General features: G+C 31.3%; 12 protein-coding genes. 2 read left to right on the forward strand and 10 right to left on the reverse strand.

Annotated features, from left to right (window positions below):
* Nucleotides 1–7: 7 nt before the first annotated feature.
* On the forward strand, nt 8–943 hold the full coding sequence (locus G9F71_RS20055; RefSeq protein ID WP_125004451.1) for a magnesium transporter CorA family protein: 936 nt from the start codon (nt 8–10) through the stop codon (nt 941–943).
* A gap of 130 nt (nt 944–1073) precedes the next feature.
* Nucleotides 1074–1448 (forward strand): hypothetical protein, encoded by a 375-nt coding sequence (locus G9F71_RS20060; protein ID WP_164950606.1) that lies wholly within the window; start codon nt 1074–1076, stop codon nt 1446–1448.
* Nucleotides 1449–1531: 83 nt separating this feature from the next.
* Here G9F71_RS20060 and G9F71_RS20065 read toward each other — a convergent pair whose 3' ends face one another.
* The 10 genes from G9F71_RS20065 to G9F71_RS20110 all read right to left on the reverse strand — a co-directional run bounded on the left by G9F71_RS20065 (nt 1532) and on the right by G9F71_RS20110 (nt 17971).
* Nucleotides 1532–1945, reverse strand: coding sequence for a hypothetical protein (locus tag G9F71_RS20065; RefSeq protein ID WP_164950607.1), 414 nt, complete (start codon nt 1943–1945; stop codon nt 1532–1534).
* A gap of 55 nt (nt 1946–2000) precedes the next feature.
* On the reverse strand, nt 2001–2585 hold the full coding sequence (locus tag G9F71_RS20070; RefSeq protein WP_164950608.1) for a hypothetical protein: 585 nt from the start codon (nt 2583–2585) through the stop codon (nt 2001–2003).
* Nucleotides 2586–2601: 16 nt separating this feature from the next.
* A complete protein-coding gene (locus G9F71_RS20075; RefSeq protein ID WP_164950609.1) occupies nt 2602–3432 on the reverse strand; it encodes an SLAP domain-containing protein in 831 nt (276 codons plus the stop codon).
* Nucleotides 3433–3834: 402 nt separating this feature from the next.
* Nucleotides 3835–7488: a 5'-nucleotidase C-terminal domain-containing protein gene (locus G9F71_RS20080; RefSeq protein ID WP_164950610.1), complete on the reverse strand. Its 3654-nt coding sequence runs from the start codon at nt 7486–7488 to the stop codon at nt 3835–3837.
* A gap of 438 nt (nt 7489–7926) precedes the next feature.
* Nucleotides 7927–10152 (reverse strand): S-layer homology domain-containing protein, encoded by a 2226-nt coding sequence (locus G9F71_RS20085; protein ID WP_224626509.1) that lies wholly within the window; start codon nt 10150–10152, stop codon nt 7927–7929.
* A gap of 97 nt (nt 10153–10249) precedes the next feature.
* Nucleotides 10250–12748, reverse strand: a complete 2499-nt coding sequence (locus G9F71_RS20090; RefSeq protein WP_164952523.1) for an ABC transporter permease — start codon at nt 12746–12748, stop codon at nt 10250–10252.
* A gap of 32 nt (nt 12749–12780) precedes the next feature.
* Nucleotides 12781–13464, reverse strand: a complete 684-nt coding sequence (locus G9F71_RS20095) for an ABC transporter ATP-binding protein (protein ID WP_164952522.1) — start codon at nt 13462–13464, stop codon at nt 12781–12783.
* A gap of 20 nt (nt 13465–13484) precedes the next feature.
* Nucleotides 13485–14819 (reverse strand): efflux RND transporter periplasmic adaptor subunit, encoded by a 1335-nt coding sequence (locus G9F71_RS20100; protein WP_164952521.1) that lies wholly within the window; start codon nt 14817–14819, stop codon nt 13485–13487.
* Nucleotides 14820–15034: 215 nt separating this feature from the next.
* On the reverse strand, nt 15035–15598 hold the full coding sequence (locus G9F71_RS20105; protein WP_164952520.1) for a transposase: 564 nt from the start codon (nt 15596–15598) through the stop codon (nt 15035–15037).
* A gap of 141 nt (nt 15599–15739) precedes the next feature.
* Nucleotides 15740–17971, reverse strand: a complete 2232-nt coding sequence (locus G9F71_RS20110; RefSeq protein WP_224626513.1) for an S-layer homology domain-containing protein — start codon at nt 17969–17971, stop codon at nt 15740–15742.
* Nucleotides 17972–17981 lie beyond the last annotated feature (10 nt).

Raw genomic sequence — 17981 nt, forward strand, 5'->3', positions numbered from 1 at the left:
TGCTAATATGCTTTCAATATATAGCAGTGCAGAAAATAGACAGTTAACTAAGCTTGAAAATATAGAGCCAGGCTGTTGGATTAATATGATAGATCCCTCAGATGAAGAATTAATATTCGTATCTAAAAAGACAAATGTGCCTATGGATTTTTTAAAGGCTGCCTTAGATGAGGAAGAAACCTCTCGTATTGACATAGAAGATTGCACATTAATTATACTGGATATCCCTTTTACAGATATGGATGATAATTCCTTAACCTATGATACTTATCCTTTAGCTATGATCCATACTGATAAAGTTATAATCACAGTATGTTTGAAAAACAGCAAAATATTATCAGATTTTACTGAAAGAAAGGTTGGCTCCTTCTTTACTTTTAAACGTTCAAGATTCATGCTACAAATTTTATATAGAATTGCTAATTATTATTTAATATACTTAAGACAAATTGATAAGAAAAGCTCTATAGTAGAAAAACAGTTACATAAATCTCTAAAGAATAAAGAGCTTCTTCAATTATTAGCCCTGGAAAAATCTCTTGTGTATTTTTCTACTTCTTTAAAAGGAAATGAACTCACCTTAGAAAAAATGCTTAAACTGGATATTCTTGAAAAATATGAAGACGATAGTGATGTATTAGAGGATGTTATTATTGAAAACAGACAGGCTATAGAGATGTGTACTATTTATAGTAATATTTTAAGTGGAACTATGGGTGCCTACGCCTCTGTTATATCAAATAATCTTAATATAGTAATGAAATTACTAGCTGCCATTACTATAGTTATGGCTGTGCCTAATATGGTTTCTGGATTATATGGTATGAATGTAGTTGGGATACCCTTCGCTACAAACCCTTTAGGCTTTTGGTATGTAGTTGCATTAATTGGAATTATTGGTGTTTTTGCCATTTATTACTTAAATAAAAAAGATATGTTTTAAAATAATTGAAACTAAATTGCTTTTTAAAGCGTAGTATACTATGGTATGATTAACTTACATACGAACTCATATTATTCACAGATAATACATTTGTGAATTTAAAATTTATAACTGAAAAGGGGATATACTTATGAGAAGAAAAAAAATTCTATGTGCAACTCTTATTATAGCAGGACTTTCTACTATGTTTGCACTTAAAACTTATGCAGCTGAAGCTTCAATGCCTGCTGGTACTGTAGTTATTGGGACTAAAGCCTTTGATTTGGCCTATGCTAATGACCCTAAAAACCTAGATGAAATTAACGCAGCATTAGTGGCTGGTGGCAGTGTATATGTTAAAGATTTTACTGCAGTTTGGATTGACAATAATAGCGCTAAAGCTGTAAGCGCTACATCTATTCCTAGTGTAATTTATAAAGGACCAACTGGTACTTTAAGCAATTATGCAGTTGGAGATATATTAACCGATACTACAACTTCATTAGAAGTAATTAGTATAGAGTAATATTTTTATAAATAGAAGAGGAGAGATAGTTTTAAAAACTATCTCTCCTCTTCTATTTATAAACACGATTTGTAACCTTGATTTTATTTCACATCAGTTCCCTTTTGAAGATTTAACTCTACTGAACCTACCTCTTTACCATCTGCTTTTATAAGCTTAATTTCTACTTTATCCTTTTCTTTTCTAGCGGGGAAAGCTGTGGTAGTTTTACCTATCACTTCTTTTTGTGTTATAGGTTTCTTGTCATAATAAACCTGGTATTTTGTAGCATCCTTATACTGTTTTTTCCCTGCATCTGAAAGATTTACATTTACTACAGATCCAAAAGAAGCCTTTCCTACAGTAGCAGTAATAAGTGCACTAACATCAGTTTTAGCTTTTGCATCAACCGAGCTAGCCTGGTGGTTTTTATTTATGTAAACCATACTTACAACTGCTAGCATAATTAATACAATAACCGATATAATAACAACTTTTTTATTCACGTTCTTTTTCATTTATTCCTTCACTCCTATATTTCTCATGTATACTATGATACATTGATTTACTTTATTATTTATCATTTAATATTATTTTTAATTCCTTAATAACTTTCTTGTTTTCACCCAATAGCTTTAACACTACTTCATTTCCAGCTTTTTGGTCTGGAAAGATGGTTGTCTCATTTTTTGTAATACTTACAATATTTGATATTGCTTTATTTCCCAGGAAAAATTGATAGTATTTATAACTAGTATTATCATTAGTACTATCCATAAGAATTTCTGCTATAGAGCCAAAGTTCCCAGCTTTTACAAAAACAGAAAAACCCTCTTTTTTATTGGTAACTTTTGTAGCTTTATCCTTCTGGCCCTCTGTAACTGCTACTTTTTTTCCTTCTTTTGTATCCTTATTAGTTTCACTTGTAACCTTTTCTCCAGCTTTCTCTTCATTGGTTGTAGTTTTTCCTTTAGCTGCTTCTCCATCCTTCTTTTTTGACTCTTCAGTGTTTATAGCGCTTTTAGTGCTTTTTTCTTTGTTATCACTACTAACTTTATTATCCTTAGATTTATTTAAAAAGAAAAATAAAATTATTACCAATATAATAACTACCAATGAAATTATAATTTTTTTATAATTTTTTTTATCAACTTTCATATTTTGTCCTCCTATACTATGCTTTAAAATATACTTTACAGTTACTTATATCGTAATCCTTATTAACAATATACTCTTCTGTTATAGTAAAATCATAAATTTTCGCTTTATGAGGATTTACATTTATATTTTCAATATCAAATATTCCTTTAGCCACTACTTCCCCTTGTTCATCCACAATTAATATTGGAAGCCGCTCTAATTTTACAATTTTATCGTAACCATTAAGAATTAGAAAAACTACAGAAATAGAATTATCCATGCACCTTAAAGTTTTAAACACCTCAATATTAACATCTCCAGATCTTATTAAAGGTAATTTATTTAAGAACTTTATAAAGCTATTTTTTAAATCACGATCCATATTTTTGGGCATCTCGTCAAGTTCAACCTTTACGGTTTTTATAGCACTAATAGATTTTTCAAATTGTATTTTCCAATCATCCATTGGAATTGTATCAACAAATACATTTATCTTATCAAAATAAACTTTATATGGTCTTGCAGAAAAAGGAGGCAATATTCCAAAATCATGCATGTCCATAATTTGCTTTGCTAGTACCTCACCCTTTTGGTTTATAATTACTAATGGAACTTTGTGAAAATTAATTTGATTTGCCAGTCCATTTCTTAAATAAACACTAACCTCAATTTTATCTCCCATATCAAAGGTGTATACACCATTGATAGATACTTGTCCATCTTCCAGTGGCGGCATACCAGCTAACTCTTCACTTAAAAAGTCCTTTTGAAAATCAGACATAACCCCTTTATCATATTCATTAAGATGCAGATTTATATTTACTGCCTCTTTTTCTGATATTATTACAGTATCCGTGTTTTTCATACTAAATTCCTCCTAATAGGTTCAATCCTAATATTTATCGTCAAAGATTACAGTTTATTATATCATATACTTTTGAATTAAATAATAAACTTTCGTTTTACTTGTCCATTATAAACTACGTTAAAACTTGCAAATAGTTGCACTTAATTTTTAACGAGATGATATTTCACCCTTAGCGTCAATTTTATCCCCAGTATTTTATCAAGTAGTTTCAGTTCTGCTCTTAAACTGTATTACATTAAATCATCACCTGCAGTGCTGCAATATCATTAACTCAATTAAAAATGCCAAGTGACATACACTTGGCATTTTTAATTTATTATTTTTATCCATTGATAACAACAACTTTGCAGATTACAATATATTATCCACCTAGAGAAATAACTGTTATTGTTTGCTGTATTACTTTGGCATTGCTGATAATCCTGTACGATTGTCTATCCAATTACCTGTAAAATCTTTAATATAAATTGCACCACCACTCACTATTGCACTATTGATTTCTAGAGCATGTAATGGATTATTAGCATAATTTAAAGTAAATGCTTTAGTTCCTATTAATACAGTTCCATTAACCATTGCATTAAGATCAGTTTGAGAAAGATTCGTATTTTGAGTTACAAAATAATCACTACAATAATTTATTTTAATAGTAATATACCCATCAGAATCAATTGAAGCTGTTGTAATTGTTTCATAGGTATTCTTTTCTTCAAAGTACCTAAAAACAGTTGCAGATTTCCCTGCCCAGTTCTTGCTTATATAAATTTTCACCGTTGCAGTCCCTGGTAAATTACCATTATAATTAAAAGAAAATGGAATTAATAATTGATCCTTTCCTGTAACTTGATAAGCCTTTGTAATCTCCTTATTTCTTAAAACATCTGACACTGTCTTTAATGATAAATCTATATCATAATTTACAACTGAAGTAATGTCTTTTCCATTAAATGTCCAGCTTATTCCATTTTTTTCAAAAATAATATTTTTATCTTGACCTTTAATAGTATTAAATATACCTTTGCTTACCACTGAATTAAGTGTTAAGTCAAATTTAATATTTGAACCAATTGCTGCAGAATTAATGCTATTGATTATTGTAGTAACCGATTCTGACGGCACACCTTTATTCTTATTATCACGCCCATCGTGTTCTTTTTTTCGTTCAGAAATACCACTAGTTTTAACTACATCCACCGCACTACCAACTGCTAATTGTGAGTCAGTGTTATATTTGGATACTGCTGCTGTTATATCAGCGGTATCATTTACTGCCAATCCAGCTACTACTGGCATTGCATATACATTTATACTTCCTGTGGAATCTTTTATCGTAGATGTCTTTTCATTATCTATACTTGTGAATGTTACATCTTTAATTTTAACCAATTGTCCTTGTAAAGAGTCATTAATAGCAGATACAGTAACTTCTTTAGGTGTAACTGCATTACCTGTACTTACTGTTACTACAGCAGCAGCAGAAGTTGGCGTTACTTCTAATAAACCGTTATATATTGATAAGTTTCCTGTCACTGTAATTTTATCGCCTTTTTTAGCAGTAAAAGTAGTCCCCGCTTTGTTAAATACACAAATTCCTGCTGTACCATCTTGCATAAATACATTATTACCAGTTACTGCGGAAACTGTTCCTGTAAGTGTAACTGCTGTTTTAAGTGTGGTTCTAGCTTCTAATATAGTCATTACTACAGGATTTTCAACTACCATTTGATTATCTATTCTATTATTCATTACAACTGTCATTTTGCCTTTTGCTCTAACATCAGCATTTAAAGCATCACGTACAGTCTCATGTGAATCTACTAAGCTAGCTACTATCTCTGGTGCTAAGAACCCTGTAAAAGTGTCTCCCCCAGTTGCAACAAAATCGGGTGCATTTACTTTTAGTATATCAGTATCCTTAACTATTGTACCGTTACTTTCTCTAATTATGCTTTGCACTCTTCGTCCTGGTACTTCTAGTTTATATGATGGTTTTGACGAATCATATATAAATTTAACTCCAGAAATTTGTATTCCTTTACCATTAGTTTGAACCGCTTGTTCAAAAATGAACTTTAGCTGTGCCCCTGTCATGGTTGTTGTACAAATTGTATTATCAAAAGGCATAATGTTAAATATTGTTCCAACAGTTATGTCTCCTGCTACAATTGGACTTAATCTAATTCCACCATTGTTCACCATCCCTACGTCTGCTGGTGATTTCGGATAATTCTTTACAACATCTGCCATCCAGTTTCCAAGTTGTGATTCACCATAAGGTGCCTCAACTTGGTCTTTATTTAAAGCAGTAGCATTTGTTCCAATTTTTTCATTAAATATTGGTAGCAACGCGTTACTAGCATCATCAACAATTTTCTTACAACCAGGGTCTGTTGCTGATGTTATTTCGGTTGTAAGTGCATTCCAGTTTGAACCTTTAGGTGAGAAACCTATTATTTTATTTGCTTGGTCTACAGTAATCTTTAAATTAATAAAACCTTTACCTGTAGAAGCTGCATTTACAGTAGGAACATCTTTACCGTCGGCATCCTTGTTTACAACATCACCGCTAGTATGTGTATGTCCACCCAACACTGCATCTACTCCATGTAACTTATTAACTATAGTATTAAGTGATGAACCACCATCATGTATGTCTGCTAATACTATATCAGCTAAATGATTAGTTCTTAAATCTGCAGCTACCTTATTAACTTCTGTAGCTACATCCTTAAAATCGTAAGGTGATGTCATAGCTGGCATAATTATAGATGGGGCTTCTTGAAGTATACCTCCAATAACTGCTATTTTCACTCCATCCTTAGTAATTATTTTATATGGTGCATAAGGCCTAGTATCTTTACCTTTGTTATACATGTTAGCACATACAATGCTGTAATTTGCATCTTTCATTGTCTCAGTATTAATTACATTAAGTCCCCAATCAAATTCATGATTTCCTAAAGCTGTAACTTCCATTCCTATGTTAGACAATACCTTTTGAACTGGAACCCCATGTAACACATTAGATATTGGTGTCCCTTGATATAAATCTCCTCCACCAATTATTAATGTTCTATCTGGATTTGCAACTTTTACATCCTTAACTACTTTTGCAAGTGCTGCGCCTACAGGTTTTGTATTAGTGGAATCTAAAAGTTGTCCATGAAAATCTGTAATTTCTATTATATTAAATACTTTGTTTTTGGGTGGTGCGTTTGCAGTAACTGTAACTACACATAATGATGTTTTAGCTCCATCTTCTGTTGTTACTGTTATTGTTGCAGTACCTTCAGTAACGCCTGTAACTACTCCATTAGCTACTGTTGCTACAGCTATTTTATCTGAAGACCAAGTAAGGTTTTTATTTTTAGCATTGGATGGTGCTATTGTAGCTAATAAAGGTGATGTTTTTCCAGCAACTAGGGATACTGTAGCTTTATCTAGCGACACTCTGTTAACGGTTACATTTTCAGCAGGAATTACATCTTGTAGGATTTTAATATCGTCTATTCCTGCATCGCCTACTAACTTATTAAGTGTAAATCTAACTTGCTTTATATTACTATCTAATGTATAAGTTTGTATTTCCTTTGTTTCTGCAGTTAACTTAATATCTTTTACAGTACTCCAAGTAACCCCATCACTTTGCTCAACTAATACCTTTGAAGTACAAACAGATGGTGTACCAGCACCTTGACCTTTAATCCAAAAGGAGAGTGTTGCTTTTGTTGTTAAACTAAACCTTGGAGAGGTTATTTGATTACCAGTGTCTTGCATCTTTATAGATGGAGATGCTGCCCCAAAGTTAGTCTTAGAAGTATAACCTCCTATATTAGCACCGGTACCCTTTGTAAAAGTCCAATTTATTGCGGATGACGTTGTAGGCACTACAACAGTATTATCTGTTACTGCTACGCCGTCAAACCCTTCACTTAAAACAGTAATTACGTCTGCCTTTACAACTTGAGCTCCAATAAGCCCATTAAAATTAAATAACATTAACATTAATGTCATTATAAAACTTAATATCTTTTTCTGTTTCTTTTTAAACATCTAATTGCCCCCAATTTGAGATTTTGTTCCTTTTAAATTAGCCTCAAAATAATGATAATCCGATTCTATTCACACCTCCTCAAGCAAATTTCTAATATTTAATTTCGACACTTAATTATAACTTATTTGTTAACTTTTTACAATGAAAGTATTGTAAAATACACTTTATTTCAATTATTTCCATAATTCTTTCAATCCTCATCATCAGCCTGCAACATAGTTCATAATAATAAATATCCTTAACCAGTTGTTTAAATACAAAAAAGATAAAGACAGTTGTGGAACTGTCCTTATCTTTTTATTCATTATTTTTCACTGCTATATCTTAATCCTAAGTTTTTTTATCAACCTTAAGGCTAACCCTGTATTTACCATGTTTACCCAGGGGTCTGACCCTTTCTTAATACATACATATTTACCCAGGGGTCTGACCCCTTCTTAATAAATGTCAACTATCTTACCATCGACACCCAAAACTAAGGTTTTGAAATCTCTAATATTAACATTAGTTAAAAAATTCCCTATACTGCCATCATAATTATTAAGTCTAGCTTTATTGAAATACTTACTAAAGGTATAGTTTACATCATTAATTGTTAATCCTGTTGGATTAAGCATATCTGGTGTGAAGGCCGAAATAGTTCCAAGCACAACCCTATCATTTACATAAATGAAAGTGTTCTTATTCCAGATATCTGATACAAAATAAACCACGTCATAAGCATTTAAATTAGATTCTTGTATATTAGCACCTCTATAAATATGAGAATATCTTGTATTTTTAATCTGCTCTAGAAGCTTCGCATTATCAGCTTTATAGATCTGAGGTACACCAAAATTAGGATCCACAACAACTGCATAGTCATAGCCTGAATTATCATCCTTCTTTATCAAAATAATTGAAGAATAAGCTCTAATGGCTTTTGCTGCAACTTCATAATCTACAGATACTCCATGATAGTAGTATAAATTAGCTTTTGGCAGTGTCATAGTTTTGGCTAAGTTTTTGTCATCCTTATAAGCTATTATTGAACCTCCTACACTGGTTACCGCATAATTTTCTACTGAATTTTCTTTTTTATCAATTTCAGTAATTACATTATTATTAATATATAATTTGTACTTTCCACCGATTTCAAGCGGTGCAACACCCGTCTTATAGGTTAGCGTTCCTTTATCAGTAAGAATTTGATTATCTGCTAAATTATCTGACGTCTTAGAATTCCCAAGTATTGTATATTCTGCAATGATTCCAGTCTTATCATCTATACTTCTTATATCAACTACCTTACCATCATGGCCCAGTATTATAGATACTAAATCACCTTTGCTAAAGGAAGAAAGCTTAGTAATATCCATATCATCACTGTAGTTATAAGTAACATTATCTATTTTAATACCATTTGAACTATATGCATCAGCAAGTAAATCTGTAATTTTGCCCTCTACATAATTTTCAACTACAAGGATATATCTATTATCATTATTTATATCCGTAATACTATAAACTACATCCCTATCTTTAATATCACCTTTTTTTATAGGCTGACCTTCTTTTATAATCTTTGTATTTTCATCAAAGGTTATATCTCCTAGTTTATCTAACTTGGAATCAAAACCTAAAGCCAGCTGTGGTTTACTATAAGTAGCCTCTGTTATTACAGCATAACTAGATGCCACTTTATCATTATAATCAAATATTATTGACATATTCGCTAATAAAAGACTACTTAAGCTGGCATAATCTTTTTTTACACCATGATAATAATAAGTAATACTAGAGGGTAGTGTCATACTTTTTTCTTTGCCACTTTCCTCATAATAAACAATATTACCAACTATGCTGTTTACAGTTACGGTTACTGGTTGTCTTACCTTACCATAAACCTTTGTAATTTCTGCATCTTCTATTTTAAGTCTATAAGTTGCTCCCACTTGAAGTAATGCTTTGTTGTCTCCCACAGAGAGAACACCTTTATTTGTTAGAACTTCGCCCGTTGCTAGGTTGTCATAGGATTCCGAATTGTCTTGTATAATGCAATCCGAATATAAATTTACTGCATCAGAAAAGATTACTCCAGAAGTAGCTGTAGCACTCTTTACGTTAGTGTCAAGAAGTCTATCAAACATTACTGCTGCTGCCCTTATCGTCGCCTTATCACTTTTTTTAAACACTAATTTATCTGTGATTTTTAAATTTTGCGCCTTACCCAAATAATTTAATGGCCAAGTTCCTGTTAAATCACTGTCTGCATACCCTAATAATTTTACAAGCACAGTACAAATTTCTGAATAAGTTATGGAAGCTTCAGGATGAAATTTTCCATCTGCCATCCCGCTGATTAGTTGTTTATTTAGCAATATATTTACATAACCACTTAGATCACTATAAGATGCAATATCAGCAAACACAGTGGAACCCTCCATACCCGAGGCTTCATCTATTAAATTATCCACTATTACTATAGCTTTAGCAAATTGACCTCTTGTCATATCCTTAGTAACATTAGTTACTGAACTATCTATTATTCCAAGTTGCTTCATCCTTGAAACTGCTGCTACGTAGTCAATAGTATCTGCCGCAAAGACAAAACTTGAGCTTATTGTACTTATTAATATGGTTAGTATTAGAAAAATACTCAATGTAGATTTTCTAATTTTCATTTTTACACCATCCTTTTTATTATTTATACATTAACGCATAAATTATAGCTTGTCCTAGAAGTCTAATTTATCCCACATTTTCCCAGGGGCCTGACCCCTATTCATATTTTATAGCTTCTATAATGTTGAGCTTCGAAGCTTTTGAAGCAGGTCCCACTGAAGCTATAATCATAACAAGTGTACCCAATACAAATGCTACAGAAAAAGTTTTTACGGAATAATGCATTGGTAATAAGAAATTCAAAGTAGAATTCATTAAATATTGAGTAGTAGAAACCAATAAAATGCTTGAAACAATTCCTACAATTCCTCCGATAGCTCCTCCTGTAAAGGATTCAATAAAAAGTATTTTTATGTTTTGACTTTTGCTCATACCTAAGGAACGGAACATAGCTATAGATCGTTTTCTCTCAATAAAGCTAATCATAAAATTATTAATTATACCAAAGCTTCCGATTATCATTGCCATAATTGCAAAGCCGTTTAATAATGTCATATACATAGCATTACCTTCAACATTAGCAATAGTCATAGCCTCAATAGTCTCTGTATACATTCCACTTTTAGAATACTTTTTATCTATGGCTTTTTTTACTATACTGGCTGCTATATTTGTTTTAACACAAAACTGAGAATACTTTTGTACATTCATATCCTGTTTAAAATATTTTTCTGATATAAATGCCATATTTCCATTATTCCACTGATAATCAACAACCCCAACTACAGTGTATTCTCTTTTGGTTTTATTTAGTTCCAAAGTAAGCTTATTTCCTTTTACTAAATTTAGCCTATCCCCTAAACTTTTTGTTATAATCATATTTCTACCCATGGAAAGATCCGTAAGCATTGCTTCTTTATCCCCTAAAAATTTCATATCATAATAATCTGAAAATTTTCTATTGTTAACCCCGTCCACTTCACCAATAGTTTCTTTACTGTTATTAATTTTCACTTGAGAAGTTTGGTAAATTCCATAAACACCTTCTACGCCTTTTACATTTTTAATCTTATTTTCAATTTCATTATTTAATTCACTGCCATAAATAAACATTTCAAATTTCATTTGTTTATAAACCCTAGGAATTTCTATAGCCATACTACTACTAATTGTACTTATCATTAGTAAAGCAGACATGCCTATAGCCAAAAGGGCAATATTATTAAGTACACTCTTATTACCTTTTAAATTTTTAGCTGCAATAACTCCTTCGTTTCCAAAAATATAGCTATACAATTTTTCAAGAACCACTACAAAAATGCTAGTTATATAGGGTACCAAATAAACTGTTCCCACAAATACAAGTAACATAGCTAGCCCATCAATTAAACCCGCTAAATTTTTTGGTACAATTCTAGGTGCTATGATCGCAAATAAAATAGCTATTATACCAAAACCCAGTTTCCAATGTTTATTTTTTCCGTTTTTTGTAACATTATTTAATACAATATCTTTTACAGATATTTTAGATATATTTATAATTGGTATCATAGAACTTACAAGGGATAATATAACTGATAGAATAAAGGCACCTATCATTTGACTAGTGGTATAATTAATAGTAGTCTTTATTCCCCCAAACATTTGGGCAAATACAGTTGCCATTAAATACAATACTCCGAATCCTACGATTATCCCTGTTATTCCGCCAATAATCCCATATATAATACTCTCACCTAAAAGTACTAAATTCATCATTTTTTTTGTAGCACCTATACTTCTAAAAGTACCAACTATAGGTATTCTTTCTGCAGTTATTACCTTAAATGCAGAGTAAATTATGAACATACTAATAGCAAAAACAACCATTCCCATCATTTTTAAAGGAACTACTATACCATTAGAAGCATCAGCTAAATCTTTATCAGTTATTGGTTCTTTTACAGAATAATCCTCATAAATCTTTGATAACCTATCTATAGTACTTTGCTTTTGAAGAGGATTTTTAGTTTTAATATACAAAATGGAAACCTTACCGCGTCCCTCCCCCATATTATACAAGACATCCTTTGGAACTATCCCCATAGTATTCTGTTTTTCTGATAAAAAAAGTCCTGCAATCTTTGCTATACCTACAACTTCGAATCTTGACCGGGCATCCTTTATATCAACATTTATAAAATCCCCCAATTTAAGTTTATATTTCTCTGAGGTATTTTTACTAATAATAATTTTTTTACCAACAAAACTTTCTTGTTTCACCTCATTTTCAAATACTAAGGGACTTAGTACTTCCAGTTCTTTTAAGTCATATCCATTTAAGTTTATATTTACGTTTACGTCCTTATCATTTGTATCTTTAAAAGATCCTGTAAGCTGAATTGCGCCTATAATATAATCCATATCTCCTTTAATAGCATCAGCCTTTTTCGCATACAAAAATGCTGAGGGAGATTTTTCATTTGCTGTTACTATAATTTCTGCACTTCCCACATAGCTGGTTATATAACTTGAAAACATATCTACTATGGTAGTTGACATAGCACTAGATGCAAAATACAGCGCAGCTGACATCATAATTGAAAATATTATTAGAAAAGTTCTAAATTTCTTTTCTTTTATGTTGTTCCAAAGAAATTTAACAATTATTTTCATTTTACCACTCTCCAGTTAAATATTTTAAACTGTCATACTATATTTTGCTGTATCTTCCCATCCTTAACATATATTATTCGCTTACCATATTCTGCTGCTTCTTTTGAGTGAGTTACCTGAACAATTGTCTTACTATTTTGTATATTTATCTTTTGTAAAAGTTCCATTACATCTGTTCCTGATTTACTATCCAAGTTTCCTATAGGTTCATCCGCAAAGATAACATCGGGTTCATTAATCAATGCTCTTGCTATTGCAACTCTTTGCTGTTGTCCTCCTGAAAGCTCCCTTGGAGTATGTTTTCTTCTACTAGAAAGATCAACAATATCTAATATATCATCTAACCTATCTTTATAGTCTTTCATCCTTTTTCCATCCAGTAATATTGGAAGCATAATATTTTCTTCTACATTTAGATTAGGAATGAGATTATAAAACTGAAATACAAAACCCACATCACGTCTTCTCATTATGCTCTGCTCTTTATCTTTCATATTTGATAGTTCTCTTCCATTTATTTTTATACTCCCTGAACTAGGTTTATCAAGGCCACCAAGGAGATATAGTAGTGTACTCTTACCTGATCCAGAAGGTCCCATAATGGAAACAAAATCACCCTTATGTATATTTAAGTCTATATTATTTAGCACTTCTACTTCTATATCCCCTAATTTAAAGCTCTTATATAATCCTGCAGCTTCAATAACCACATCCATTATTTTATAAGCCCCCTTTATTATTTTTTAATTTTAATTTTTATTTCTATATTTGCATTCATCCCACTTTTTATTTCAGCTACATTGCTAATTGCAAAAGTTACAGGATAAGTAGTTGTACCATTTACTGTAGTTCCTTCGACTGCAATGCTTGTAACCGCAAGTTCTAAAGGCTTTGTGGAGGTTTTTGGAAGTGCATCAACCTTAACGCTTGCCTTTTGTCCTACTTTAATCTTTACAATATCAATATCATCAATAGGAACCACAAGCTCCATATGCATTAAATCAGACAAGTAAGAAATAGCCTCTCCAGCTTTTGGTATTTCTCCAACCTTTATGTTTTGTTTTGATATTATCCCATCCATAGGTGAATATATTTTATAATCTTCAAGTTGTTTTTTTGCATAATCAAGTTGTGTTTGAAGGTCCTTTATTTTAAGTTCTGATGCATCCTTTGTAGCTACAATAGCTTCATTTGTAAGAGTAATAAGCATAGTACCCTTATTTACAAATTGATCTTCCTTCAAATCTATATTATTTACTTTACCATCAGAATCACATTGTATAACTTGACTACTAGCATAGGATAATAAACCACTTTCTGGACTTGATATAGGCCCTTTAGCCCCCTGAATATCTGCACTAGCTTTCTGTCCATCTTTTATTGCACCAGGGTTGTTTATTAAAATTTCTACACTAAATAATTTACCATTCTGTTCTGTAGAATGTGAGTTAGAATTTATATATGATACTACTCCTGTTACAGACTGACTTGTAGAGGTTAAATAAACTGTTGCTTTAAGTCCAATTTTAACGTTTTTTATTTGCTCACTATTAAAAGACACCGTTAATTTTAATTTAGTTCTATCAGCAATAGTGACTATAGGAGCGCCCTTTAAAATTATATCCCCTTTTTTTACAAGTATATTTGATACTTGTCCACTAATTGGTGCTGTTGATGCTAATTTTCCTATTAGAGCAGAATTGTTACTTTGCTCTAATTTAGCTTGTTCTATAGCATTCATAAGTTTATCTACATTGGCATCTACTGCTGAACTATCGATTTCAAACATTAAATCCTTTGTTTTCACTTTATCTCCTTCTTTAAAATAAACCTTTTTAATTTTACCGTTCACTGCTGGAGTTACCTCGAATTTGTTAGATGATTTTATAGTTCCTGAAGCAGTAACTATTTCAAATGGCACAACTTTTGTTGTTACTGAACCTTTTTTATCTGCTGCAAGTTTACTTTTTCTATCCCTTATAACTTTTACTGAAGCTAAACTAACTATTGTAATTACAACGACAATACCAATTACTATTTTTTTATTAACTTTTAAACTACTTAGTTTCACAGTTTTTCCCCCTTAAATATATTAGTGAATTCGAAAACCTTTGATAGTTTCCTAGATGTATTTTCTAACTCCTAAAGGTTAAATTTAACATACAATAAATTAACAATTCAGTTAAACTTTAATTCAATTTTCTTTACATGTCAATACATTGTTGTAATTACGTCTCTGATTTCTTCTAATTGTTTCTTAACATATTTACCCAAAGTCTAACATATTTACCCAGGGGTCTGACCCCTTATAGCGCTTTCCACAAACTTTTTATATAATTCTTTTTCTTCTCCTTTGTTGAAATATGAAAGTACTCTTTTTGGTGTTATTAGCTTATCCTCTTTTTCTCCTGTGTACACAGTATAACTACTCCAGCGGTAATCCTCAGGGTTTTTAACCATTTTTGCCCTTACTGGATTGAGGTGCACATATCTACTAACTTCTAACATGTATTTATCATCTTCAATTAACTCTGACTTATATCTACCTTGGAATAAATGTCCTATGTAATTATATTTCTTATTAAAATTCCCTGCATATCTGCTATGTGCCCTTTTTATAAAATCAGATATATCACAATCTGTTGTTTCAATTACAAGATGTACATGATTTGTCATTAAAGCATACGCAATTATGTAATGTTTATTTTCATAATATTCCACAGCCTCTTTTATGTAATTTAAATATAATTTATAATCTGTTTCATTTTTAAATATATCACTTCTATGATTTCCTCTTGCTGTCACATGCAATATAGCACCTTCATACCATTTATGTTTTTTTCTAGGCATATTTAGCTCCTTTTGATCTTTTATTTTATTTTAGCATTTATAATTATTAACTAATTGTTTTTATTTCAAACAAAAAAAAGAGAGCCGCCACAAAAATGACGATTCTCCTTTTACATATTTACCCAAGGGTCTGACCCCTTCTTAATAAATGTCAACTATCTTACCATCGACACCCAAAACTAAGGTTTTAAAATCTCTAATATTAACATTAGTTAAAAAATTCCCTATACTGCCATCATAATTATTAAGTCTAGCTTTATTGAAATACTTACTAAAGGTATAGTTTACATCATTAATTGTTAATCCTGTTGGATTAAGCATATCTGGTGTGAAGGCCGAAATAGTTCCAAGCACAACCCTATCATTTACATAAATGAAAGTGTTCTTATTCCAGATATCTGATACAAAATAAACCACGTCATAAGCATTTAAATTAGATTCTTGTATATTAGCACCTCTATAAATATGAGAATATCTTGTATTTTTAATCTGCTCTAGAAGCTTCGCATTATCAGCTTTATAGATCTGAGGTACACCAAAATTAGGATCCACAACAACTGCATAGTCATAGCCTGAATTATCATCCTTCTTTATCAAAATAATTGAAGAATAAGCTCTAATGGCTTTTGCTGCAACTTCATAATCTACAGATACTCCATGATAGTAGTATAAATTAGCTTTTGGCAGTGTCATAGTTTTGGCTAAGTTTTTGTCATCCTTATAAGCTATTATTGAACCTCCTACACTGGTTACCGCATAATTTTCTACTGAATTTTCTTTTTTATCAATTTCAGTAATTACATTATTATTAATATATAATTTGTACTTTCCACCGATTTCAAGCGGTGCAACACCCGTCTTATAGGTTAGCGTTCCTTTATCAGTAAGAATTTGATTATCTGCTAAATTATCTGACGTCTTAGAATTCCCAAGTATTGTATATTCTGCAATGATTCCAGTCTTATCATCTATACTTCTTATATCAACTACCTTACCATCATGGCCCAGTATTATAGATACTAAATCACCTTTGCTAAAGGAAGAAAGCTTAGTAATATCCATATCATCACTGTAGTTATAAGTAACATTATCTATTTTAATACCATTTGAACTATATGCATCAGCAAGTAAATCTGTAATATTGCCCTCTACATAATTTTCAACTACAAGAACATATCTATTATCATTATTTATATCCGTAATACTATAAACTACATCCCTATCTTTAATATCACCTTTTGTTATAGGCTGACCTTCTTTTATAATCTTTGTATTTTCATCAAAGGTTATATCTCCTAGTCTATCTAACTTGGAATCAAAACCTAAAGCCAGCTGTGGTTTACTATAAGTAGCCTCTGTTATTACTGCATAACTAGATGCCACTTTATCATTATAATCAAATATTATTGACATATTCGCTAATAAAAGACTACTTAAGCTGGCATAATCTTTTTTTACACCATGATAATAATAAGTAATACTAGAAGGTAATGTCATACTTTTTTCTTTGCCACTTTCCTCATAATAAACAATATTACCAACTATGCTGTTTACAGTTACAGTTACTGGTTGTCTTACCTTACCATAAACCTTTGTAATTTCTGCATCTTCTATTTTAAGTCTATAAGTTGCTCCCACTTGAAGTAATGCTTTGTTGTCTCCCACAGAGAGAACACCTTTATTTGTTAGCACTTCGCCCGTTGCTAGGTTGTCATAGGATTCCGAATTGTCTTGTATAATGCAATCCGAATATAAATTTACTGCATCAGAAAAGATTACTCCAGGGGTAGCAGTAGCTGTAGCACTCTTTACGTTAGTATCAAGAAGTCTATCAAACATTACTGCTGCGGCCCTTATCGTCGCCTTATCACTTTTTTTAAAGACTAATTTATCTGTGATTTTTAAATTTTGCGCCTTACCCAAATAATTTAACGGCCAAGTTCCTGTTAAATCACTGTCTGCATACCCTAATAATTTTACAAGCACAGTACAAATTTCTGAATAAGTTATGGAAGCTTCAGGGTGAAATTTCCCATCCGCCATCCCGCTGATTAGTTGTTTATTTAGCAATATATTTACATAACCACTTAGATCACTATAAGATGCAATATCAGCAAACACAGTGGAACCCTCCATACCCGAGGCTTCATCTATTAAATTATCCACTATTACTACAGCTTTAGCAAATTGACCTCTTGTCATATCCTTAGTAACATTAGTTACTGAACTATCTATTATTCCAAGTTGCTTCATCCTTGAAACTGCTGCTACGTAGTCAATAGTATCTGCTGCAAAGGCAAAACTTGAGCTTATTGTACTTATTAATATGGTTAGTATTAGAAAAATACTCAATGTAGATTTTCTGATTTTCATTTTTACACCA

Source organism: Clostridium sp. FP2 (assembly GCF_011065955.2).
GTDB classification, from domain to species: domain Bacteria; phylum Bacillota; class Clostridia; order Clostridiales; family Clostridiaceae; genus Clostridium_AD; species Clostridium_AD tagluense.

Coding starts and splice junctions, on each gene's coding strand:
- G9F71_RS20055 (WP_125004451.1), top strand. CDS start 8: ATGCTTTCAATATATAGCAGTGCAGAAAATAGACAGTTAACTAAGCTT.
- G9F71_RS20060 (WP_164950606.1), top strand. CDS start 1,074: ATGAGAAGAAAAAAAATTCTATGTGCAACTCTTATTATAGCAGGACTT.
- G9F71_RS20065 (WP_164950607.1), bottom strand. CDS start 1,945: ATGAAAAAGAACGTGAATAAAAAAGTTGTTATTATATCGGTTATTGTA.
- G9F71_RS20070 (WP_164950608.1), bottom strand. CDS start 2,585: ATGAAAGTTGATAAAAAAAATTATAAAAAAATTATAATTTCATTGGTA.
- G9F71_RS20075 (WP_164950609.1), bottom strand. CDS start 3,432: ATGAAAAACACGGATACTGTAATAATATCAGAAAAAGAGGCAGTAAAT.
- G9F71_RS20080 (WP_164950610.1), bottom strand. CDS start 7,488: ATGTTTAAAAAGAAACAGAAAAAGATATTAAGTTTTATAATGACATTA.
- G9F71_RS20085 (WP_224626509.1), bottom strand. CDS start 10,152: ATGAAAATTAGAAAATCTACATTGAGTATTTTTCTAATACTAACCATA.
- G9F71_RS20090 (WP_164952523.1), bottom strand. CDS start 12,748: ATGAAAATAATTGTTAAATTTCTTTGGAACAACATAAAAGAAAAGAAA.
- G9F71_RS20095 (WP_164952522.1), bottom strand. CDS start 13,464: ATGGATGTGGTTATTGAAGCTGCAGGATTATATAAGAGCTTTAAATTA.
- G9F71_RS20105 (WP_164952520.1), bottom strand. CDS start 15,598: ATGCCTAGAAAAAAACATAAATGGTATGAAGGTGCTATATTGCATGTG.
- G9F71_RS20110 (WP_224626513.1), bottom strand. CDS start 17,971: ATGAAAATCAGAAAATCTACATTGAGTATTTTTCTAATACTAACCATA.